This is a genomic window from Bacillus sp. OV322, assembly GCF_900112495.1.
Lineage (GTDB): Bacteria > Bacillota > Bacilli > Bacillales > DSM-1321 > Peribacillus.
This window is the reverse complement of sequence record NZ_FOMA01000006.1, coordinates 302,442-319,715: the sequence shown is the minus strand read 5'-3', so window position 1 is coordinate 319,715 and position 17,274 is coordinate 302,442. Positions and strand designations below refer to the sequence as shown.

Here is a 17,274-nt window from a genome sequence, read left to right as displayed (position 1 = left end):
ATGGAAATGGAGGAATAAAGATGATTTTTTCACCTATGGTGGTAAACCTCTTTGCATTAAAAGTCAATACAATAGATAATTCGTCCTTCATCTCAATGGGACCCAACCAGCAATTTGACATTTTTGTATCCTACAAGAGGAATCAGGGGATTGGCGAGCAAAATGGTGATTTTTCACCGATTGTCACTCCAATATCCTGGTTAGTTGACACAGATGCAGCAGATTCCAACTCTGTTAAAAACAGTGTAATTTAATGCTTCAAAGAAAACAGCCGGATTTCAGTCCGGCTGTTTTCTTTGTTATTTAGATGGAGTTTTCCAGTTTTCTGCGATAAATTCATCACGGCCGGACTGTTTCCGGTCTTCTTTATAATGCTTGGGATTTTTTTTATGGAAATCCTGATGATATTCTTCTGCAGGGTAAAAGACAGCTGCCGGAAGGATTTCCGTTACAATTGGTTTCTTAAAGATTCCGCTGCCGGCCACTTTTTCTCTTGAAGCCACTGCCTGCTGTTTTTGTTCTTCATTATAGTAAAATATCGCTGTCCGATACTGAGGGCCGCGGTCCTGAAATTGCCCTTCATCGTCAGTGGGATCGATCTGCGGCCAAAATAGATCCAGGAGTTTTTGATAGGGAAAAAGTTCAGGATCAAAGGTGATTTTTACCGCCTCATAATGCCCGGTTGTCCCCTCTTTTACTTCCTCATATGCCGGATTTTCCACATGCCCTCCAGTATAGCCGGATATAATGCTCTCAATGCCGGGCAATTCCTCAAATGGGCTTACCATGCACCAAAAACAGCCCCCGGCAAACGTCGCTACTTGCATTCGTTTTTCCTCCTCTTTTCTTTCACTTTATTCCTGATTCATAATAACGCCTATTATACGATAAACTTGCTGTTATGCCTACCATTCAGATTTAAACTTAATGCCGTTTTACTTTCCTGTATATTCATATAAGGTTTGGCTGCCCTTCTGGCTAAACGGCAACATGCCTGATTTTTTGCTGCTCTTCCATTCACATTCCGTTAATTTGGCATCATTCTTTTCACCGCTAGGCTATATTAACGGTTGGAACCTGCCTTCTTCGGAGTATAAAAATTCAGAAAAACAGATATCATCAGGAATTCCATTTTCCTTTGGCTAATCTTCTCATCGAAGCTTCCTACATCCCAGATAATTCACATTAATAAATATAGTGTACGGCCTTAACCTTAAGAAATTCTTAACAGCCTATTGGCATTTAAAAAAGCCCGAGTTCGGGGAGTCAGGCTTTTGTTCATCAATATTTAATTTATTGTTGTCTATTCTTTAAATGAAGCAAACCTGCTTCCGCTGTACTCACTTTGCTTTAAATGTAATGCCAATCCTGTCCAGCGCCTGCTTAAGGTTAGAAAATATTTTAACATCTCCCATTTCGGCATCCAATTGAACGGTCTTAATCGCCATCTCTGGCCGGAATCCTGTCAATATTGGTTCCACCCCAACAAGCCTCAGCATTTTCACCAGGCTTAATAAGTAACTCTGTATCATTTCATCAATTTTAGATATGCCGGACAAATCAATTAATAAAAACTCTAAATCTTCCTGCTGAGTAAATTGAAGTGCAGCTGCAATAATCGAATTTGCCCGTGCTTCCCCTATATCACCGATAATTGGCAATATAGCGATTCCATTAGTTAGCGGAACGATGGGGGCAGAAAGGTTTTCAATCTGCTTATGTGCTTTATCGAGCTCAAGCACATATGAAAGCAGCGAAGCCATCTGATAGAAAAGCTCCCGGTGTTCCTCCGTAAACGTATAGCTTCTGGAATCAAGTCCGCAAATGGTTCCATAATTTTCGCCATCTTCATAATAAATCGGGCTGCCAATAAAAGAGCCTCCGCCCAAATTCATTGTGACACCAAGATCTCTTGTTAACTCGCTGCGCGTTAAATCAGGAATGATCAGCGGCTCTCTCCCATTATCCACACTCAATTTGCAGAAAGTTTCTTCAAATGGCAAAGATGATCCTGCTTCAAGCAAAAGATTTTTTTTGTTTATTATGACCTTCAGAATGTTATTTGTGCTTTTATCATTTTTTGCTATGAAAAGGGTATTGATTCCGATAAATCGGCTCATTAAACCAAGGATGGCTGATGAAGCTTCATCAAAATTACGGAAATGTTTTTTTACATTCGCATTGAAACCAGAGTATGCTTGCAGAGTCATTTGTACCTAGCTTCAATCCTGAATATATTATTGAAAAATTTTACACCATAAACATCAGTTATGTAAATTTACCATTCTTAATTGAAGCATGTTAAAATGAATGCACAATGTAAAGTAAGAGTATGAGGATATTCTTCTGTTCTATTGTAAGAGATAAAGAGTCAATTAAACAAGCAATACGTAATATAAAAGATTGTTGTGAACAATTCCAATTTAAATAGAAGGAAAGGGATGGAAATTATGGCAATCACCCTGCCGCATATTGAAGATTCCAGCTTAACGGGCTATATACCTCCAAAAGAAGAATACATAATCTTCACAGATGAGTCCCACTACGAGGAAAAGGTGAGAGAATGGGGGCTAAGCTCCACCAAAGAAGTAAAAAGGGAATTTTGGTATAAGGATAAAACTTACCAGCGCCTTGTAACAATTAAAGGCTATGAGGAATTCGGTGTAACTGCCCAATATAATACCCTCGTTGTTGAATTTCAGGATGGAAACCTGACATGCATTTTCCCAGACTTTCTAAAGGACATGCAGTCTCCTAATTTCGGGAAGGAAACCAAAGAATCTCCTGATGAAGAAACAGTTAAGCCAGTCCGTGCAAAGGCTGCGCCTGCTAAAACGGCGCCAAAGGAAAAAACGGTTAACGCTGCCTCTCCTTCATCTAAAAAAGAGAAAACACCCAAACTTGAGCTACCTGAAGAGAAGGTCCACTTTACAGCTCGTGTAAAACAATTTGCTCTTTCATATAATCATTTTAAAGAAGAAAATGAGGAAGTTGTCATACTTGAAAATGTTATTATTCAGCAGGATGAACCTATAGAAGCGGGAATTGCCTGGTGCTCCTACAGCAAAACCCTGAAAAAATTTGAGCTCTCACCTGGCGAATCACTTTCCTTTGACGGAAAAATTGTCGCTAAAACACTTCCTAAGGGAAAAGACGCTGAAGAAGAATTCATCCTGGATGTGCCAGCTAAATATAAAATTAATAACCCTTCCAAGATTGTCAAAGATTGAATGCAAAACCCGGCTATGGGTATAGCCGGGTTTATTAATATGACAAAAGCTTGCCGCTGCCCACCTGCATTTTCAAGTATTTTCAAAGGTTACTTTTATTATATTTACTTAAAGCCTTTAGCCAGCTAATGAAATCCTCCCTTACGTCCACTCTTTTCCATGTTCTTGAATAAATTGAATATCTTTTTGATAATGCTCAAGATGTCCTTGTTCTATCATTTTTTGAAAAGCAATGTCACCTTCACCGGCTTTTCTTATCATGTGTTTACATATTCCTTCTAACCGCAGCAACACCATCTCTAAATAATCCTCTTTCAATTTTTCAATTCCATAAGATTCAAAAAATAGCTTAACTCTTTGTTTTTTACCTTCTGCATCTAGTGAAGAATTATAAATAACAGCCTCACCTGTTTCGGTATGATAATGTCTGCTTAAAGGAACGCAAGTGTAAAGAGTATAAGCTATGTCCCAAATTCTTGGACCAGGACCAGCAGCATCGAAATCAATTATACCCACTGGTCTTTTGTGATTAAAAATAATATTGTATATGGCAAAGTCATTGTGGCATACAACCTCTATTTTGTTTGGAGTCTGATCCATCCGTTCCCAGTCATCTGATAAAGGAAAGTCACTCACAGCATCATGATAATGACGAAGCATTTTCGCTATTTCTATTAAGGCATCATTTGACCACATGTATCCTTGTAAAGGATAATTACCAGCTTCACCTTCAATATATGTTAATATCTCTCTTCCTTTTTCATCAACACCTAAAAATTTTGGTGCACTACTGTAACCCTTGTTCTCCAAATGCTTTAATAACTTATGAATTTTTGGACTATTTGGCTTTAAATCCCGTCTAACAGTATCTCCCGAACGGTATACGTTTGAAATATTCCCTCCACTTAACAATTCTTCAGTTTGGTTATGACTTTTCATTAATATTCCCCCAGTACTGGGACACACTGATTACCCCAATAGAGATGTATTTTTCTTTGCACATCAACGCCTGGACATCTGCAGCACATTGAAATGCTGATCGGTGCTTCCTGGTTACCTTCCTGTTTCCAGTTCGGCTGAAACATGTTATCTTTTAAAATTATTAATCACTCACTTAACAGGAATAATTTTTATCACTTAAGGCTTTTACAAAATCCAGAGGATATACTATACTTTTATTACTTTAAAGTGCTGATGGAATATGGAAAAGAGGGTTTTGAATGATAAAAAATATAATCCCTGCGGGGGTAAAAAGTATTGTTTTAATAGGATTTATGGGTGCCGGCAAAACCACAGCCGGCAAAAAACTGGCTGAAATGCTTCACAGGAATTTTGTTGATATTGATGAAGAAATAGAAAAAGAATTTCAAATGCCGGCTTCAGAGATTTTCAGTAAATTCGGTGAGCAGACGTTTCGTGAAAAAGAAAAAGAGATGATAAGACGGTTAACCCAAAAAGAGATGTACATTATCTCTGTCGGGGGCGGAGCTTTTTTGCAGAAAGAAATACGGGATATTTGCCTGGCACATTGCACTGTAATTTTTATTGAAATGTCCTGGGACAGCTGGCAAGAAAGAATTCCTTTAATTATCGCCAGCAGGCCTGTCCTTCAAGACAAATCGATGGACCAAATCTTCGAGCTGTTTAAAGCACGCCAGGAAATATACAACTATCACCATAAGAAAATTTCTGCTGATACATTGGACCCTGAAGAAACAGCAGCTGCCATTGCAAAAATAATAGAATAGCAGTTATTAGCGGGGGCAATGGGCTATCCTTGCTCCCGCTATTAAATAATTTTAAATAAATGGCAGCCGATATATCACCGGCTTTTTTTCAGTTGCAGAAAGTTATATATGGGTATTTCGGCCTTCTTGCGATACTTCATTAATTTTTACATTCATTAGTGTATCTGTGATAACTATCGTGAAACTATCAAAGTATAAAAGATAGGAAGTAATAACATCAATGCAAAACATATTACTGCTGCTTGTTTTGATTGTTTAATTTCCCGCTCCTCTCCATTGCGCAAATGCTGGAAAAAAGTAAGGGTAAAATAAAAACAGCAGATAATCAGAATAAAAGTAAAAAGTGTTATCCAGAAAGTTGAAGCATCAAAGCTTAAATCAGGCATAAAGACACCCCGCCGTTTAAAGTATGTATTCCAGAACTTTTTCATGCTCCCTGCCAAAGTCACACTATGTAAGCACTGCATAGAGGTTCCCAGCAGGTATTAAACCTGCATGATTGGCCAGCTTCTTAATTATACAGAATATTCCAATGTAATTACATAAAAACTCACTAACCCGGTTCTCTTTTTTTGGCTGATTTCCGCTCCAGGATGCCAGTATTACACTAGCCGGGCAGTGTGTCTTTTCGGCTGCGCTTAATTAGGCACATCTGTTCCGCTAATCAAAACAGAAGTCCCGCACCTTTCGCCCCAATTAACCTAGTAACAATGGAACATATTAAAAAAACAACAAACTTTAAGAAAAGATCCTTCCTTTTTCTTTTGAATGAATTCGTCATTATGTTATATTCAATCTTGCAGACAGGATTGAATACAACCTAATTATCAGGAGGGATTTTTTTGGAAGATTTGATTTTCCGCCACATGGAAACCGTTCGGGGCATTACTGAGAACTTGATAAAAAAATTCCCAGAAGAAACAGCAGATATTGTCCCAGAGGGATTTAATAACAGCATCAGATGGAACTTCGGGCACATTGCCTTTATTCAGGAAAAACTTGTTTTTGGGATATTAGGCAAAGATGGCAGCCTGCCCAAAGAATATGAAGAATTTTTCAAAGCCGGTTCAAAGCCCGCTGACTGGACGGATACCCCGCCATCAATGGCAGAGATTGCTGATGAACTTTCAAAGCAAAAAAGCAGAATCCGCTCTTTCCTTGAAAGCAGCATGGATGTAAAATTACCTGAACCATTTACAAATAAAGCAGGTATCAGCCTTTATACATCCGGAGAAGCTTTCTTATTTAGTTTCTTTCATGAAGCAATGCATATCGAAACAATTAAACTCATTTACAGAAAAATAACTTCACAATAATTTATTAATTGAAAGTATGTTAACCAATGCCCACTTTTGCATTGCTCCAATATTGGTGAACATCCAGAAAGAACTTTACTAAGCGTTTCATAAAAGGCAGCCTCTTTTCATGGCTGCCTTTTCTATTTATTATATTGGTACTGAATATTAAAACGTATCAGAAGCTATAGAAAAGCAGAGATTCAGAGGAACGAAAAAAAATTTATTTCTTTCCTAAAGGCTCTTTTCTTAAAGGTTGTTGTTTTTTAATGTGTTCTTTGAAGCCATCCCATTGTTTAGTCAGGTTGATTGGAGCGTAAGGTGCGAGACTCCTGCGGGATTAGCGGAACAGGTGAGACCCCGCAGGCGAAGCCGAGGAGGCTCACCGCCCGCCCCGCGGAAAGGGAGCATCCTGGAGCGGAAATCAACCACCTTGTTCCGTAGCAACAAAGTTTACGAAAACAGCCTTCATAAAAAACTACCTATCAGCCAAACACGGGCAGGTAATTAGATCAGCGGCTGCTCCCTTCCCTATACTGCATGCTATTTAAAAAGGCAGATTATCCGGAAAAACAGGCTTTAGCTGTTTGACAATCCTGGTGATGTCATGCTCACCATTGTACATTACTTTCTCTACAGTGAATTCTGTATGCTCTTCTTTAATCCTCTGAATCCACTCATATGCAGCAATCGCAGCCGCTTCATCAGGATTTTTTTTATAATCAGAGGGCTTTACTGAAAAAGAGCTTTTTCTCATAAACCTTCCTCCCTTGCTGTTCATGTAAACTTCAAGACTAACTTCCATTTTTTCACCTGCTTTAGATTTTTCTCCTTATGTTCATTTTAGGAAATAAAAGTGTTTTTATTCTTCGATTACATTTATTTATTATCTTAAAGACATATCCCCATCCATCCTTTACACTATAAGCATCATAAAATTCGGAGGTTCATTTATGCTTGCAGCAATGATACATAGTTTTATCCTGTCATTTGGCTTAATCCTTCCATTGGGAGTCCAAAATATATTTGTATTTAATCAAGGTGCCATTCAGCCCAGATTTTCAAAAGCTTTGCCTGCCATTTTCACAGCCGCAATATGTGATACCTTGCTCATCTCAATGTCAATACTGGGTGTCTCCGTCATGGTTTTCGAATACACCCCTATTAAGCTTGCACTTTATTCTGGGGGCATTTTCTTCTTGATTTTTATGGGGTTTGTAACCTGGAAAAGCAAATCTAAACAAGCTGATAGCGTCACTGATGTAAAATTAAGTGCTAAAAAACAGATAACTTTTGCTTTATCTGTTTCGCTGCTGAATCCTCACGCCTTACTGGATACAGCCGGAGTGATCGGTACCAGCTCCATGCATTATGACGGGGCATCAAAACTGGCTTTTGGCTTTACAAGCATCCTGGTTTCCTGGCTTTGGTTCAATGGACTAGGCATAGCCGGCAGATTAACAGGCAAAATGGATCCATCGGGGAATTTCCTGAACCTGCTTAACAAAGCTTCTGCACTTGTCATGTGGACTACTGCCATTTATCTTTGTATTTTACTTTTTAAACAGATATAAACTTATCTAGTGAGATCTGCAGCCCGAACTCACTGAATCACTTAAAAAGCTATAGTGAAAGAAAAACATTTCTCATTCCTTTTGACTATTTCTTTTCTTAAACTTTTTACTATGAAACTAGGGCTGCAGCCTAACGCACCATTCAAAACAGATATAACAATGAAATCGCCTCGAAAAATTCATTAATAAACAACAATCTTAAAGAAAGGCTCATTTCTTAAAGATTGTTGTTTATTAATAGGTTCTGTAGAAATATATCGTTGTTAAACCGGGTTGACTGGAGTGTAAGGTACGCGACTCCTGTAGGATTAGCGGGAAGGTAAGACCCCGCAGGCAGCTTTAGAGGCTCACCGGCCGCTCCGAGGAAAGCGAGCATCCTGAGCGGAGATCAAACCCTTGTTCAAGGGCAACAAAGGTTTACGAAAACACCAAAGAGGCTTCCTGCTCATTCACTCATTACCTAAATGAATAGTTTTTATATATTATATGTATTTTACGAATATCAGAAATAAGAGTACATTAGTAACAGCAGAATTATGGTAATTTCTATTAAAGCTCCTCAATAGTTTTATTGAAGGAAAATCAGACATCAAGCTACCGTTCACTTTGAAACTGTGTATCTATATCACATGATTAATGAAAAGATTTAAAAGGACTACCGCATCTCTTGTGAACTTCTTCACATAAAAAAAGAAAGTTGGGTTATAAAATGAAATGGCTATGCAAAGTGCCGCAAATCATTTTTATTTCACTTTTTCAGTCAGCCGGAGAGATTATATCCGGAGTCTGCAGCTGCCTACATCATTTCATAGTTCATATTCTGCTTATAATGAAGGGGCTCAGTGGCTGACAAAATTATTGGGGCCAGCCACTGTCGCTTTTGCAGTCCCTATGCATACACATTTTCAGCTGCTGAAAAAACATGGAGCTGAAATCATTCTTAGCCTGGCCGTCGGGGTGCTTACGGCAATTAGCTCTTCATTCTTATTGGCACAATGGATGAAACTCAGCCCTTTTCTTATAAAAAGCCTTGTCCCACGTTCAATCACCACTCAAATTGCTATGAATATATCGTCGTCCATTGGCGGAGCACCTGCCATGACAGCAGTATTTGTCATCATTCCAGGATTGACCGGAACCATGTTAGGGCCAGTATTAATCCGGTTAACTTCTATCAAGACTCCTCAGGCAATGGGACTGCTGCTAGGAATGTGAGCACACGGTGCAGGAGCATCAAAGGTTTATGAAATTGGAGAACTGGAAGGTAAATTTGCCAGCTTGGCCATTGTAATGGCTGCCATTATCAGCATTATAATTGTTTCTGTTGTTTTCCATTAAACCAGGGACAGCTGCCGGGGGGCACACAGACCCTCTTTACATCTTTGCACTTATAAGGTTCTTCCTGTATCATGACCCGGCATTTTTAAAGAGATGTTTTTCTTTTAGCTACTGCCCTTCATATAAACCAGTAATGAACTTTTGAAGAGAGCTATTAGTCAAAGATCATTATTCAGCTGCAAACAGTTTACGCAGGATAATGGTAACTGCACCGAGGACCATTCCCTTTTTTCCTAATTTTGAGCAGACGACGGGAATTTCTTCATTTGAACGACTGAATGAATATTTTCCAATCATATCTTTAAGAGGCGACAATATAAAATTACCTTCTTCAAAAACGCTGCCTTCCAGGATAATCTTTGAAGGTTTTAGTATATTAATTAAATTGGCCGTAGCCAGTCCCAGTGATCTGCCACTTTCCTCCAGTATGGACAGTGCGAGTTGATCTCCATCTCCTGCTGCCTTAAAAATCATCTTGACAGTAATTTCGCTGTCCTTTTTCCACTCACGCAAAATCGTATCACTTTCGGGATCCGATTCTTTTTCTGCCTTTTTGATAATAGCCAGTTCAGAAGCGTATGCTTCAAGACATCCATTATTGCCGCACTGGCAGCGGGGCCCGTTAATATCTACAATGGTATGCCCTATTTCCCCTGCAGTATTATATGAGCTTTTATAAATATCATTATTTATGAAGATCCCTGAACCGATTCCCCTTCCGACACTAAGGCATACAAAATCAGAGACACCCTTTCCTTCCCCGAACCAGCTTTCTGCATATGCCAAAGCACGGACATCATTTTCCACCATTACAGGCAAGCTGAATTCCTTTTCCAAAATTTCTTTTATGGGAATATTTTCAAGATGCAAGTGAGGAGAAAAAATGGCCAGACCTTGTTCGGGATCTACAAGGCCATGCATAGCAAAACCAATACCAATTATAAGATCGCGCTGTGCAGAGGTTTCATCCAGCACATGCTGGATGCATTCTTTAACCATGTGCATAAATTGTTCTGTGGAAGGGAGCTTATTGATTTCCTTCCTGTATTCAAAAATTACACTGCCATTCATTGTAGTTAGGATAACACTAATGACTTCAGCAGCAGCATATACGCCTATAATAAAATGTGCACTATAATTAATTCGAAGCATTATGGGCCTTCTTCCCCCTGCTTTCGAACTGATTGATTGTTCCTCAGTGATGAGATTTTGATCGATTAATTCATTTACGAGCGACCCTACTGTCGGGGGTGTCAGCTTTGTTATTTTCGCAATTTCTGCTCTAGAGATTGGTTCTCTTAAGCGAATCACATTTAAGACGATGGATTGATTCAGTAATTTCATTCCTTCAAAGCTTCCTGTTTTCGGAATATAATTCATATCTATCACACCTTTTTCTTTTATTAGCCAAATTATATTCTGAAGCAATGAACACCTGTGTTATCAGAAAATAAGTCCCTTTCTGAGGATACTGCACTTCTGTAAAAGTGGCAATTACTTATGAAAAACTAATAACAGGATTTCTAAAAAAACCTTGTGCACTTTAGACACAAGGTTTTGTCATTACTTATGGTCATTGATTTCTTTTATTTTGCTTAAATCGCATTTAGGTTCACGATCATATGTAAGCAATCCGTTGATTTCCTGTTCTACATCTGTTAATTGTGTGTAGCAGAAACCCTGGATAACCGGACTTTTAAATAAAGCTTCAGTGACTTTTCGATATTCTTCAATTAAATCGCCGGAAGTTTGCACCGCAGAATATCCCCATCCGTCCTGCTGGTCTTTTTTATAGGCGATTCCTCCATACTCTGTAATCAGAATAGGCTCTCCTCCATAAGAGAAACCGTTTGCATAAATGACACGGTCAGCCGGTGTTGTGCTAACGGCGTTTTCAGCTGAGGTGTATGCCTTTTCCATTTCTTCAGCACTTCTGTAATTATGAATACCGCAAATATCTGAAATGGTATGTTCCCATCCGTCATTAGATAGAACAGGGCGTGTTTGGTCAATTGATTTAGTTTGCCAGTACATCGAGGTAGCATGTGCCTGCTGCTGCTTATCATATGCCACTCTTGATATTCCCCAGCTTTCATTTAAAGGAAGCCAGACAATTATGGATGGATGATTGTAATCACGCTTTACAACATCAAACCACTCAGTCGCCAGGCGCCTTGCAGCTTCTTCACTGTATTCAGAAGCATTGGCCATCTCCCCCCAAACAAGGAAACCCAGCTTATCAGCCCAATATAAAAAGCGGGGGTCTTCAACTTTTTGGTGTTTTCTGGCACCATTAAAGCCCATTTCCTTTGCAAGCTCGATATCCTTCTTTAAGGCATCTTCATCAGGAGCTGTTAAAAGGCCTCCAGGGAAGTATCCCTGATCCAGTACAAGCTTTTGATAATATGGCATATTGTTGAGCATAAATACTCCATTTTCAATCGATACCTTACGCATTCCAAAGTAGCTGTAAATTTTATCTAAAATCTTTTCACCGTCTTTTAAAATCAGTGTTACATCAAATAAGTTAGGGTTTTCCGGGGTCCAGTACCAGCCCGGGCCATGTATGTTGCTTCGGTCTGTAGACCGGTTCCTAAGGTTATAACTGCGTTTATTGTAGGAGTTAACCACATGTGTCTGGTCAAATACGATTTTTTCATTATTGAAAGAAATCTCTGCAGTCAAATTCAGATTTTCCGGCAGGTCACCTGTTATTTCAAACTCAAGTTCAATGTCACCCCGGTCAATTTGGGGAGTCCATCGTAATGTGTCAATTCTCGAAGTATCTGCAGGTTCCATCCAGACGGTCTGCCAGATGCCTGTAGTCCTTGTATAGAAAATAGATTCAGACTTTTCATGCCAATATTGCTTTCCCCTAGGGATAGTAACATCTTCAGAAGGATCCTCAACACGGACTGTCAGGTCATTCATACCGGAATGTCCATCTAAGAGGTGCGTGATATCGGCAGAGAACGGTGTATTTCCGCCTTCATGAAAAACAGCCATTTCACCATTAATATACACCCAGGAACGATAATCCACTGCACCAAAATGAAGGATGATTTTCTTTTCTTTCCATTCATCAGGAACAGAAAAAACTCTATGATACCAAACAACATCATGAAAAGAGGAATCGTGGATGCCGCTTAATTCGGTCTGGTATGCAAAGGGTACTTTGATTTCAGTCCCCATTGGAAAATCCTTATACCATTGTTTTAATAGTCCTTGATTTTCATCATCAAAGGCAAAGTCCCATTGACCGTTTAAATTTAACCAATTTTCCCTGACCAGCTGCGGTCTTGGATATTCATTACGAGGTATAGTCATGTTTTTCAATCCTTCCTTACTTAATTCCTGATTGTGTAACTCCCTTAATAAAGGAGCGCTGGCCGATAATAAACAGTACGACTGCCGGAACGGTTGCAATGGATGTCAAGGCCATTAGTTTACCAGGCGAGGAAACAAAGCTTCCCTGCTGCATGATTGCTATTCCTGTTGTGATTGTCCTCATTTCAGGAGAATTCGTTGTAACAAGCGGCCATAAGAAGTCATTATAAATCCCCATAAATGTAAAGATGGCTAAAGTCCAAATGACTGGCCTTGCGGATGGCAATACTACTTTCATGAATACCTGCCATTTATTTGCGCCATCAAGAAATGCTGCCTCTTCCAATTCCTTGGGGAATCCTCTGAAATATTGAAATAACAGAAATACACCAAAGGCATTTGCTGAATACGGAAGAATTAATACGGCATATGTATCCAGAAGCCCCATTTTATTAAATTCCATGTAAAGCGGCAAAAATGTTATGACCCATGGAATGGTTAAAGAACCGATAAACAATCCAATCAATAGTTTTTTAAATGGAACGTCTAAACGCGCGAGTCCATAGGCAGCCATGGTATCAATAACAAGGACAATAAGCGTCCCGGCTATACCGACGAAAAGGGAATTGCCCATCCACTGGAGAACTGGGGTGTCTGAATTTTCTCCCCCCATGCTATATTGATAGTTTTCCAGAGTAAATACTTTCGGGAGCCACTTTATACCTGCTGTAAATGCTTCCTGGTCACTTTTGAAAGAAGTAGCCAGCATCCAAAAGAGCGGGATTAAAAACAGCAGCGCAATTATAATTGCCAATATGACAATAAGGGGTTTAAACCATTTTTGCATGCCAATCTACTCCTTCCCTCTGGTAACTTTTAGCTGAATGACCGAAATAATGATCATAATCAGTGCCATCATTAATGACATGGCAGCAGATGTGCCTAATTGCCTTTGTTTAAATGCTTCATCCACAATGTTCATTAAAAGGACCTTTGTGGATGTACCAGGTCCGCCCCTAGTCATCAGGAAAGGCTGTCCGTAGACATTAAAAGAAGCAATAGTGGAAGTAATGATTACAAATATCATCGTGGGTTTAATACTTGGCAATGTTATATGGCGAAATCTTTGCCAGCGATTAGCACCATCCAAAGAACCAGCTTCATAGAGTTCCTCGGAAACATCATTAAGTGCATTGATAAAAATTACCATATTGAATCCTATTGTCCACCATAGTGTTGCGGCAACAATGGAAATCCAGGCCCAAGGCATATCTGTCAGCCAAGGGATGCCGGGTATATGCATTTTTTGCAGATATTGATTGATCAAGCCGCTGTTTGTGTCAAGAAGCCACAGCCAGATGATACCGACAACGGAAACAGAAACAGAATAAGGGATAAAATAAAAGGTTCTGAAGAGGCCTTTTATTTTCCCAGGAAGAGTATTGACCAGCAATGCCAGGCCAAGACCGATGAGAACTAATAATGGTACACTGTAAACTACGAATTGAAGCGTGTTTTTAAGGCCTTCAAAAAATAATTTATTTACATAGGAAGAAGGATCAAATATTTTTGCGTAATTTGCAAAACCAACGAACTTATGAACGGGATCTAATAAATCCCAGTTATGCAAACTCATCCATGCTCCATAAACAATTGGAATTAACAGAAATATGATAAACAGCAGGAAATATGGTAGTACAAACAAGCTCGATGTGAGCTGTGATTTCCAGGTGGTTTTTTGCATCTGCCTCTCCCCCTCTCCTTAATATGACAGCAATTGCTTTGGAACTAAATTATGAGGGGAGATAAACAGACATCAATCTGTTCACCTCCCTCATTCATCATTTATTCAGTATTTGCTCAGCTTTTTTATTGGCATCATCCAAAGCCTTTTTAGGATCTTTCTTGCCCAGCAGTGCAAGATTTACTTCTGCCCATAATGGATCAGAGATTTGTCCCCAGTTATCAATGCGCGGGGCAAATTTGGCATAATCGAATTCTTTTGCTACCTGTGGCTGCTGCTTCATTTTTTTGAATTCTTCACTTTGCTCGTAAATCGCTTTAGACGCCGGTGCTTGTCCTGATTTTGCCCATTCTATTGTGTTATTTGCTACATATTTTAAGAAATCTGTAGTTCCATCCAATTTCTTGGTATCCTTCACAGAAGCCGGGATAACAAAGTTATGGCCATTAGCATACACGGCTTTTTCTTTTGTGCCCAGCTGCGGCACAGGAGCTACACCATAATTAATACCGGCTTTGTCCCATTGCTCCATCATCCAAGGTCCGTTTAACTGCATTGCATTTTTGCCCTGAAGGAACAGTGTGACTTCACCGTCCTGCTGAACGTTTGCAGGAGATACTTTATCTTTTTTGATTAAATCACTTAAAAAGGTCAAGGCTTCTACACCTTCAGGACTGTTGTAATTTGGCTTGCCGTCTTTAAGCAATTCTCCCCCATTCTGGAAAAAGACAGTAGGATATATAAATTGATTCGGCCATAATGTAGGAACAACAAATCCATACTGGTTTTTAGTAGTGTCTGTCAGTTTCTTCGCATCGGCAACAAATTCTTCCCGGTTAACCGGCGGCTTATTAGGATCAAGTCCAGCTGCTTTAAACAAATCCTTATTGTAATACATGATAAGAGGATGTATATCCAAAGGAATTGAATACTGCTTGCCTTTTATGGAACCTGCTTTCCATGCCGTATCAGAATAGTTTTCTTCTTTCAGGTCTGCTTTTGTTGCTATATCCTTAATATCCTTCAATAAATGCTTGTCTGCATAATTTGTCAGCTGGTCTGTATGCATAATTAATACATCAGGTGTATTCTTCTGTCCTGAGAAAGCTAAATCCACCGTCTTATAATAATCATTTTGCGGAACAATTTGCATATCCACCTGATATTTTGACTGCGATTTATTGTAGCTGGCCACAATGTTTTTCATACGCGGACCGTCCGCACCAGAAAATGGAGCCCAGAATGTAATTTTTTCCCCGCTTCCTGACTGTCCATTACTGTCATCCTTGCTTGAACATCCAGCTAGAGAACCAAGAGCAAGAGCTGCAGTTAAAGCAAGACCCATCCATTTTTTCTTCTTCATTATTTCTCCCCCTTTGCCAAATTCAAGTTACTATGTAACAATTTTTTGCCGAAATCTCTTAAAAAATGATAGTTAATTAAATTAATTAATTTACTATTCTCATTTATATTATTATTGGATTAATATTTTGTCAACGTTTTCATTTCATTTTTTTAGCAAAGTACTGCGCTTTACTTTTGCTTTACTTTTGCTTTACTTTTGCTTTATTATGCCACTTTTTTGTTAAAACAGAATAAAAGATTCTATTATTCCTGAAATAAGAATGTATCCCTATCTTTTTGAATAGTAATAATTACAAATCAAAAAAGGAGGCCGTTAAATATGAACATCTCTTTTTCTGAACTCCAAACAGCAGCCAAAAGGCTTGATAATCTTCATTCACTAATATCTACTTGGGAAACCATGTCAAATGCTAGTGATACAGAAGTAGAATTATTAAATGTCATAGATCATCTAACTAGAATTTCTTCTATGCTTTGTACGGTTCTTAAAGATGAGCAGGGTGATGAAACAGAAAATCCAGCAGGCTACATTGCCAAGAAAATAACAATTTCCGAAGAAGCTATAAACTGTTACCTTCTGCAAAAACAGAAATTCCAGCTTTAAAATGCCATTGAAGCTCTTAAGGGCTTCTTTTTTATGGTGATTATACTGCCTGCTATTAATAAAAGGCTCTTTTCTTAAAGATTGTTGTTTTTTTATGTTCTGTCAAGCATCCCGGTATTAAGTCAGGTTGATTGGAGCGTAAGGTGCGAGACTCCTTCGGGATTAGCGGAATAGGTTAGACCCCGAAGGCGCAGCCGAGGAGGCTCACCGGCCGCCCCGCGGAAAGCGAGCATCCTGGAGCGGAAATCAGCCACCTTGTTCCATACCAACAAAGTTTACGAAAATAGCCTAATAAAAATATATTGCCTATCAATAGGGCGATAAAAAGTCTTTAAAGATTAATACTGGCCGGCTGATTGAATCACTATAATTCTTCACTTTCTGCGGCAGTCTCTCCTGCCCTTCAATTATGCCCTTTTGCAAATCTCAAAAATGATTTAACAAAGCCAAAATAAAAAAATCTCCGCATGCAGAGATTTTCCTTTGTTATCTATTTAATTGACTTTGATGTGTCAATACTGTTTTCCAGTACTGTTTCCATATAATTTTTTCCCCAGCTGTACATGGAGTCAAGGATTGGCATAAGTGTCCAGCCCTGCTCTGTCAGCGAATATTCCACTTTAGGAGGGACGACTGGATAAACCTTCCTTGAAACAATTAAATCTTCTTCCAGCTCGCGAAGCTGATTAACAAGCATTCTTTGGGTTATACCGGGCATGAGGGCCTTAAGCTCACCGAACCTCTTTGTTCCCTGTTTCCCCAAATGCCACAGTATCAGCATTTTCCACTTTCCGCCTATTACAGAAAGAGTAAGCTCTTTTTCACAGTTAAACATTTTATCTTGCATCCGGGACATATCTGCACCTCCAGCTATGATGATACCATATAACAGCGATTATGGCGCTGTATAAGAACTGCCCCTTGAATTGTCCAGTTTTGTAAGTTAATCAGGGACGTGTTCCGGGATAAGGATATAGGTTCAATTGTCCAGCTGAGAGACAAAAGAAAATACAAAAAACTTTAAGCAGGATATGAAATAGAGGTATAAT

General features: G+C 39.1%; 16 protein-coding genes and 1 pseudogene. 7 read left to right on the top strand and 10 right to left on the bottom strand.

The window, feature by feature from the left end:
• Nucleotides 1-20: 20 nt before the first annotated feature.
• Nucleotides 21-254 (top strand): hypothetical protein, encoded by a 234-nt coding sequence (locus BM126_RS16830; protein WP_090990590.1) that lies wholly within the window; start codon nucleotides 21-23, stop codon nucleotides 252-254.
• Nucleotides 255-299: 45 nt separating this feature from the next.
• Here BM126_RS16830 and msrA read toward each other — a convergent pair whose 3' ends face one another.
• Nucleotides 300-827: a peptide-methionine (S)-S-oxide reductase MsrA gene (msrA, locus tag BM126_RS16825; RefSeq protein WP_090990589.1), complete on the bottom strand. Its 528-nt coding sequence runs from the start codon at nucleotides 825-827 to the stop codon at nucleotides 300-302.
• Nucleotides 828-1,340: 513 nt separating this feature from the next.
• Complete coding sequence (locus tag BM126_RS16815; RefSeq protein WP_090990587.1) at nucleotides 1,341-2,210, bottom strand: STAS domain-containing protein; 870 nt, start codon at nucleotides 2,208-2,210, stop codon at nucleotides 1,341-1,343.
• A gap of 240 nt (nucleotides 2,211-2,450) precedes the next feature.
• On the opposite strand from BM126_RS16815, the gene BM126_RS16810 reads away from it, so the two are divergent.
• Nucleotides 2,451-3,230, top strand: a complete 780-nt coding sequence (locus BM126_RS16810) for a hypothetical protein (protein WP_090990641.1) — start codon at nucleotides 2,451-2,453, stop codon at nucleotides 3,228-3,230.
• A gap of 141 nt (nucleotides 3,231-3,371) precedes the next feature.
• Here BM126_RS16810 and BM126_RS16805 read toward each other — a convergent pair whose 3' ends face one another.
• Nucleotides 3,372-4,169, bottom strand: a complete 798-nt coding sequence (locus BM126_RS16805) for a phosphotransferase (protein WP_090990586.1) — start codon at nucleotides 4,167-4,169, stop codon at nucleotides 3,372-3,374.
• Nucleotides 4,170-4,450: 281 nt separating this feature from the next.
• Here BM126_RS16805 and BM126_RS16800 point away from each other — a divergent pair, with 281 nt between their 5' ends.
• Together BM126_RS16800 and BM126_RS16790 are read left to right on the top strand one after the other, a co-directional pair.
• On the top strand, nucleotides 4,451-4,978 hold the full coding sequence (locus tag BM126_RS16800) for a shikimate kinase (RefSeq protein ID WP_090990585.1): 528 nt from the start codon (nucleotides 4,451-4,453) through the stop codon (nucleotides 4,976-4,978).
• A gap of 842 nt (nucleotides 4,979-5,820) precedes the next feature.
• Complete coding sequence (locus BM126_RS16790) at nucleotides 5,821-6,294, top strand: DinB family protein (protein WP_090990583.1); 474 nt, start codon at nucleotides 5,821-5,823, stop codon at nucleotides 6,292-6,294.
• Between the two features lie 526 nt (nucleotides 6,295-6,820).
• Here the strand turns inward: BM126_RS16790 and BM126_RS16785 are convergent.
• On the bottom strand, nucleotides 6,821-7,030 hold the full coding sequence (locus tag BM126_RS16785; protein ID WP_141770092.1) for a hypothetical protein: 210 nt from the start codon (nucleotides 7,028-7,030) through the stop codon (nucleotides 6,821-6,823).
• Between the two features lie 196 nt (nucleotides 7,031-7,226).
• Here BM126_RS16785 and BM126_RS16780 point away from each other — a divergent pair, with 196 nt between their 5' ends.
• Together BM126_RS16780 and BM126_RS16775 are read left to right on the top strand one after the other, a co-directional pair.
• Complete coding sequence (locus tag BM126_RS16780; RefSeq protein WP_090990581.1) at nucleotides 7,227-7,847, top strand: LysE/ArgO family amino acid transporter; 621 nt, start codon at nucleotides 7,227-7,229, stop codon at nucleotides 7,845-7,847.
• A 714-nt stretch (nucleotides 7,848-8,561) separates the two neighbouring features.
• A pseudogene (locus BM126_RS16775) lies at nucleotides 8,562-9,185 on the top strand (LrgB family protein).
• Between the two features lie 168 nt (nucleotides 9,186-9,353).
• Here the strand turns inward: BM126_RS16775 and BM126_RS16770 are convergent.
• The 5 genes from BM126_RS16770 to BM126_RS16750 form a co-directional block, all read right to left on the bottom strand.
• Entirely contained in the window at nucleotides 9,354-10,565 is a 1,212-nt protein-coding gene (locus BM126_RS16770; protein ID WP_090990579.1) for an ROK family transcriptional regulator, read from the bottom strand.
• A 183-nt stretch (nucleotides 10,566-10,748) separates the two neighbouring features.
• Complete coding sequence (locus tag BM126_RS16765) at nucleotides 10,749-12,512, bottom strand: glycoside hydrolase family 2 protein (protein WP_090990578.1); 1,764 nt, start codon at nucleotides 12,510-12,512, stop codon at nucleotides 10,749-10,751.
• Nucleotides 12,513-12,528: 16 nt separating this feature from the next.
• Nucleotides 12,529-13,359: a carbohydrate ABC transporter permease gene (locus BM126_RS16760; RefSeq protein ID WP_090990577.1), complete on the bottom strand. Its 831-nt coding sequence runs from the start codon at nucleotides 13,357-13,359 to the stop codon at nucleotides 12,529-12,531.
• 6 nt (nucleotides 13,360-13,365) lie between these two features.
• Nucleotides 13,366-14,256, bottom strand: coding sequence for a carbohydrate ABC transporter permease (locus tag BM126_RS16755; protein WP_090990576.1), 891 nt, complete (start codon nucleotides 14,254-14,256; stop codon nucleotides 13,366-13,368).
• Nucleotides 14,257-14,353: 97 nt separating this feature from the next.
• Nucleotides 14,354-15,619: an ABC transporter substrate-binding protein gene (locus BM126_RS16750; protein ID WP_090990575.1), complete on the bottom strand. Its 1,266-nt coding sequence runs from the start codon at nucleotides 15,617-15,619 to the stop codon at nucleotides 14,354-14,356.
• A gap of 321 nt (nucleotides 15,620-15,940) precedes the next feature.
• On the opposite strand from BM126_RS16750, the gene BM126_RS16745 reads away from it, so the two are divergent.
• Nucleotides 15,941-16,225, top strand: a complete 285-nt coding sequence (locus tag BM126_RS16745) for a hypothetical protein (protein ID WP_090990574.1) — start codon at nucleotides 15,941-15,943, stop codon at nucleotides 16,223-16,225.
• Nucleotides 16,226-16,715: 490 nt separating this feature from the next.
• Here BM126_RS16745 and BM126_RS16740 read toward each other — a convergent pair whose 3' ends face one another.
• Nucleotides 16,716-17,081 (bottom strand): transcriptional activator HxlR, encoded by a 366-nt coding sequence (locus BM126_RS16740; protein WP_090990573.1) that lies wholly within the window; start codon nucleotides 17,079-17,081, stop codon nucleotides 16,716-16,718.
• Nucleotides 17,082-17,274: the final 193 nt, after the last annotated feature.

Coding starts and splice junctions, on each gene's coding strand:
- msrA (WP_090990589.1), bottom strand. CDS start 827: ATGCAAGTAGCGACGTTTGCCGGGGGCTGTTTTTGGTGCATGGTAAGC.
- BM126_RS16815 (WP_090990587.1), bottom strand. CDS start 2,210: ATGACTCTGCAAGCATACTCTGGTTTCAATGCGAATGTAAAAAAACAT.
- BM126_RS16810 (WP_090990641.1), top strand. CDS start 2,451: ATGGCAATCACCCTGCCGCATATTGAAGATTCCAGCTTAACGGGCTAT.
- BM126_RS16760 (WP_090990577.1), bottom strand. CDS start 13,359: ATGCAAAAATGGTTTAAACCCCTTATTGTCATATTGGCAATTATAATT.
- BM126_RS16755 (WP_090990576.1), bottom strand. CDS start 14,256: ATGCAAAAAACCACCTGGAAATCACAGCTCACATCGAGCTTGTTTGTA.
- BM126_RS16805 (WP_090990586.1), bottom strand. CDS start 4,169: ATGAAAAGTCATAACCAAACTGAAGAATTGTTAAGTGGAGGGAATATT.
- BM126_RS16780 (WP_090990581.1), top strand. CDS start 7,227: ATGCTTGCAGCAATGATACATAGTTTTATCCTGTCATTTGGCTTAATC.
- BM126_RS16770 (WP_090990579.1), bottom strand. CDS start 10,565: ATGAATTATATTCCGAAAACAGGAAGCTTTGAAGGAATGAAATTACTG.
- BM126_RS16765 (WP_090990578.1), bottom strand. CDS start 12,512: ATGACTATACCTCGTAATGAATATCCAAGACCGCAGCTGGTCAGGGAA.
- BM126_RS16800 (WP_090990585.1), top strand. CDS start 4,451: ATGATAAAAAATATAATCCCTGCGGGGGTAAAAAGTATTGTTTTAATA.
- BM126_RS16745 (WP_090990574.1), top strand. CDS start 15,941: ATGAACATCTCTTTTTCTGAACTCCAAACAGCAGCCAAAAGGCTTGAT.
- BM126_RS16785 (WP_141770092.1), bottom strand. CDS start 7,030: ATGAGAAAAAGCTCTTTTTCAGTAAAGCCCTCTGATTATAAAAAAAAT.
- BM126_RS16740 (WP_090990573.1), bottom strand. CDS start 17,081: ATGTCCCGGATGCAAGATAAAATGTTTAACTGTGAAAAAGAGCTTACT.
- BM126_RS16830 (WP_090990590.1), top strand. CDS start 21: ATGATTTTTTCACCTATGGTGGTAAACCTCTTTGCATTAAAAGTCAAT.
- BM126_RS16750 (WP_090990575.1), bottom strand. CDS start 15,619: ATGAAGAAGAAAAAATGGATGGGTCTTGCTTTAACTGCAGCTCTTGCT.